Annotated in this window: 2 protein-coding genes and 1 pseudogene; 1 reads left to right on the top strand and 2 read right to left on the bottom strand. The window is 70.4% G+C overall.

All coding sequences use genetic code 11. From position 1 onward, the window contains the following. A partial coding sequence (locus ACLIBK_RS25320; RefSeq protein WP_415390079.1) for a hypothetical protein occupies positions 1 to 868 on the top strand: 868 nt, incomplete at its 5' end. A gap of 788 nt (positions 869 to 1,656) precedes the next feature. Here ACLIBK_RS25320 and ACLIBK_RS25315 read toward each other — a convergent pair. Together ACLIBK_RS25315 and ACLIBK_RS25310 are read right to left on the bottom strand one after the other, a co-directional pair. Further along, the gene (locus ACLIBK_RS25315; RefSeq protein ID WP_415390078.1) at positions 1,657 to 2,085 is read right to left on the bottom strand and encodes a hypothetical protein; all 429 of its coding nucleotides are present in this window, start codon (positions 2,083 to 2,085) and stop codon (positions 1,657 to 1,659) included. 135 nt (positions 2,086 to 2,220) lie between these two features. After that, positions 2,221 to 4,260: pseudogene (locus tag ACLIBK_RS25310) on the bottom strand (ATP-dependent RecD-like DNA helicase); the annotation flags it as partial. Positions 4,261 to 4,331 lie beyond the last annotated feature (71 nt).

The following is a 4,331-nucleotide window of genomic DNA, read 5'->3' as shown; positions in this document are numbered from 1 at the left end:
GGAACAGCGTGTCGGGCGCGTATCTGGACGCCGTGGCCCCCGGCGGGGGGATTCGGAGGCGACCTGTCTGGCGCGCACGGAGGTCTGGACCGCGATTCAGCTGAGACTGGCGGTGGAGGCGCAGAACCAGTTCGCCCAATCGGTCGGGGTGACAGGCTGTGCCCTGCTGCCGCAATGGCGGCGAGTGTTTCGCGGCAACTGGGCGCTGGACGGGCGGTGGTACGCCCTGGGCCGGGACGGCTGCTACCAGGGGCTGCCGCCGGAGGACCGGGCGGAGCTGCGCATCGGCGGCGAAGCGGTGGCGGAGCTGGACGTCGGGGCGTCGCACCTGAGCGTCCTGCGGCAACTGGCCGGACTGCCTTTCCTGCTGGATCCGTACGCGATCGACGGAGTGCCACGTGCGGTGGTGAAACGCTACGTGCTGGAGTGTCTGGGCGAGGGACGACCGAAGGAGCGCTGGTCGAAACTGGCCAAGACGGAGGTGTTGGAGGTGCGGGGCTGGAGCCCGGCGCGGCTGCGGCCGCTGGTGCTGGCCGTGCACCCCTGCCTGACGGAGCCGGCGCGGTTCGTGCCGGAAACCGTAGCGGCCGGGCACAGCGTGCCAGGCCGCAAGCTGGTGTCGCCCTTTCTGGTGGCGCGGGAGGCCGCGGCGATGACCGCCGCCATGCTGGAGCTACGGGCCCAGGGCGTGCTGGCGCTACCGGTGCACGACTCCCTGGTGGTGCCGCACTGGGCGGCCGCATCGGCAGCGCTGGCGATCCGGGCGGGTTGCCTGAAGCACTGCGGTATCGACCCGGTGGTGCGGGACAAGACGGGTCGGGCGGACACCGCTGAACAGGATCTGGAGAAAGCGCCAGTGGCCGCCTGACGAGCTTGGTGAGTGACACGTTTCCGAGAAACAAGCCCTGCTCCGATCCTGGCATCGGCGTCCTCCCGGCGCAGGTCGGCGAGGAGGCCACGATGGGTCACCGATACCGCCGGCGCGTGATCGAGGTGTCAGCGGGCACGCTTGCACTTGGACGATCTGGCAGCAGGCGCCAGCGGTAGGAACCTCACGGATTATTGGCGTGCGGGCCACGGGGTGATCGGGATCAATCTGTCCGATGGTGCAGGATCGAAGTTCGTCCAGGTGCGGCAGTCCACCAGCACCCAGTTGCCGCGCCCGGGCTCGTTCGGACCGACGCCGCCCTCCACCGGGGGGGCACCGCTGCGTGCTGGCGAACCATTTGCCCTGAGCCTGCCATCTGGCTACGTCTTGGCTGGGGAAGTCCAGGTTTACCCAGGCTTCCCAACGGACCTTTCCCAGACCGCGGGCGAACCAGAAGCGCTCCAGGGCATTGCTCTGCTCCACCTGCGGGTGCGTGTAGTGTTCGGAGACGATCATCTCGGCGCGGAACGTGCCCGCCGGGTTGCCGCGGATCAGAAACGGAAAGGTCAGCAGGCGCGAGCGCCAGCGCGTGAGGCTGCGGGTGAAGCCGGTAGGGCAGTCCCGCGGGTTCCGGGCGATGGCGTTGGGGGCGATCTGCTCGCCGTCGCCGTCTTGAAAGAAGAGCCAGCCCGGTGCCACGGGACCGGACCGGGTGCAAGCTGGCGACAGGAGCCACTGCACGCCGCCACCGGCGTCCTCCGTCAGGACGCCGACGACGCGGTTGCCGATCAGCACCAGGCCATCCCCGCCATCGATGCCCTGGTCCCCCGTCCTCCGAAGGAGGTGTTGCCGCCGCCCATGTCGAAGGTCTGCACCGCGGCGGGATAGCCCGCCAGCGTGGTCGCGTAGGCGTCGGATGCCTGGTAGCCCAGCGGCGCCCCGGCCCGGTGTTCCGGGGCAGGCCAGTCGTGCTTGCGATACGCCATGCCCTCGGACGCGCGGAGGCCGCGGCGAGTGACGCATTCCGGCTGGAACGGGAGTACACCCGGCTCAGGACGACCGCGGTCATCGATGCAGTTGCTCTGCACCAGGAACTCCAGGGCGGTCGTGGCCGGGTAGGACTGAGACGCGGCCTCCCTGGAGATATTCAGAACCGATCCGAGACAGGCCAGCGTGAGGGTGGCCACCAGAGACTTGAGCTTCATCCGCCAGGTCATCTTGGTTCAACCTCCTGAAGGACGGTCGCCGTATCCGCCACCCGATACGACCACGGCGCCCGCAGCTTCTTGGCTTCGTTCAGCCCGTCGCCATCCGGCTATGGCTCAGCTTCGTCCACACCCACCCATGAGGCTTCAACCAACTGCCGGAGCGGCGTGGCCGAGCCACTCGCCGAGCTTGGACCAGCGCCGGCGGGCGCTGCCGTTGCGCACGGCGATGCTCAATGCCCGGCGCTGGCCCACCAGCACCACCAGCCGCTTGCCCCGGGTGACGCCGGTGTAGAGCAGGTTCCTGGCCAGCATGGGGTAGTGCTGGGTGCTGAGCGGGATCACCACGGCCGGGTACTCCGAGCCCTGGCTCTTGTGGATGGTGGTGGCATAGGCCAGCACCAACTCGTCCAGCTCCCCGAAGCCGTAGGCGACCTGCCGCCCCTCGAAGCTGACCGTGAGCTCGCCTTCCTCGGGGTCGAGGCCCGACACCACCCCGAGGTCGCCGTTGTAGACGTCGCGGTCGTAGTTGTTGGCCACCTGCATGACCTTGTCGCCCAGGCCATAGGTCCAGCCGAAGCGCTCCACCCGGAGCTCGCCCGGCGGGTTGAGGGCGGCCTGCAGCGCGATGTTGAGCGAGCGCGCCCCTAGCCCGCCGCGGTTCATCGGGCAGAGCACCTGCACGTCGCGCACCGGGTCCAGCCCGAAGCGCGCCGGGATGCGCTGCCCCACCACGGCCAGCAGCTTGCGCAGGCCCTCCTCCGGCTCGTCCGCCTCGACGAAGAAGAAGTCCGACCCTTCCCCGGCCCGCAGCTCGGGCATCTGGCCGCGGTTGATGCGGTGGGCGTTGAGGATGACCTGGCTCTGGGCGGCCTGGCGGAACACCTCGGTCAGCCGCACCACCGGCACGGCCGCTGAGCCGATGATGTCGGCCAGCACCTGCCCCGGCCCGACCGAGGGCAGCTGGTCCACGTCGCCCACCAGCAGCAGCGCGGCGCTGTCCGGCAGGGCCCACAGCAGCGCCCGCATGAGCGGCACGTCCACCATCGAGGTCTCGTCCACCACCAGCAGCTCGCAGGCCAGCGGGGCGGTGTCGTCGCGCTTGAAGCCGCCGGTCTTGGGATCCGTCTCCAGCAGCCGGTGGATGGTTCGTGCCTCCAGCCCGGTGCTGTCACTCAGGCGCTTGGCGGCCCGCCCAGTGGGCGCGCAAAGCGCCACCTCGACGCCCTTGGCGCGCAGCACCTGCAGCACCGAGTTGACCAGGGTGGTCTTGCCCACCCCCGGCCCGCCGGTGATCACCAGGGCCTTGCTGGCCAGGGCCAGGCGCAGCGCCTCGCGCTGACTGGGAGCGAGGGCCAGGCCGGTGCGGCCCTCCACCCAGGGGACGGCCTTCTCCGCATCGATGGCCGGCCAGGGCGGCGCGCCGGCGGCCAGGGTGCGCAGCCGCTCGGCGATGGCCTGCTCGGCCCGCCAGAGGCCGGCCAGGAAGATGCAGGGCCGCCCGTCCAGCGTGTCGGCCACCACCTCGCCCTCGGCGAGTTCCAGCGCCATGGCCGTGCCGATCAGCTCGAGCGGCACCCCGAGCAGCGCCGCGGTCTGGGCGGTGACCTCCTCCACCGGTAGGCCGCAGTGTCCCTGCCCCGTGGCCTCGGCCAGGGCGAAGGAGATGCCCGCCCGCAGCCGGATTGTGGCCGTGGGCTCGATACCCAGCTTGCCCGCCACCACGTCGGCGGTGCGGAAGCCGATGCCGCGGATGTCGCGGGCGAGGCGGTAGGGGTTGTCGCTGATGACCTGCACGGCGTCCGCGCCGTAGGTCTTGTAGATGCGCACTGCGCGCGAGGTGCCCACGCCGTGGCTGTGCAGGAACAGCATGATCTCGCGGATCACCTTCTGCTCGGCCCAGCCGGCGACGATGCGGGCGGCGCGCTTGGGGCCGATGCCGGTGACCTCGCGCAGGCGGGTGGGCTCGGCCTCAATCAGCTCGAACACTCCCTCGCCGAAGGCGCGGACCAGCTTGCGGGCATAGACCGGGCCAATGCCGCGGATCATGCCGGAGCCGAGGTAGCGCTCGATGCCCTCGACGGTGGTGGGCTGGGTGGCTTTCAGGAAGGCGGCACGGAACTGCAGGCCGTGGGTGTAGGCGCCGAGACGACACTCCCCAGAAGTGCCGACTGAAAATTCCCCAGCTGGGCTGACGGGCCGGCCTGGTCAGGAATGCCTTGGTCGGCCGGCCATGGACCCCATGCTGCCCCTGTCCT

Origin of the sequence: Roseomonas sp. BN140053, assembly GCF_047690175.1 — a bacterium.
Taxonomy (GTDB): domain Bacteria; phylum Pseudomonadota; class Alphaproteobacteria; order Acetobacterales; family Acetobacteraceae; genus Roseomonas.
This window is presented reverse-complemented; position numbering and strand designations above follow the sequence as displayed.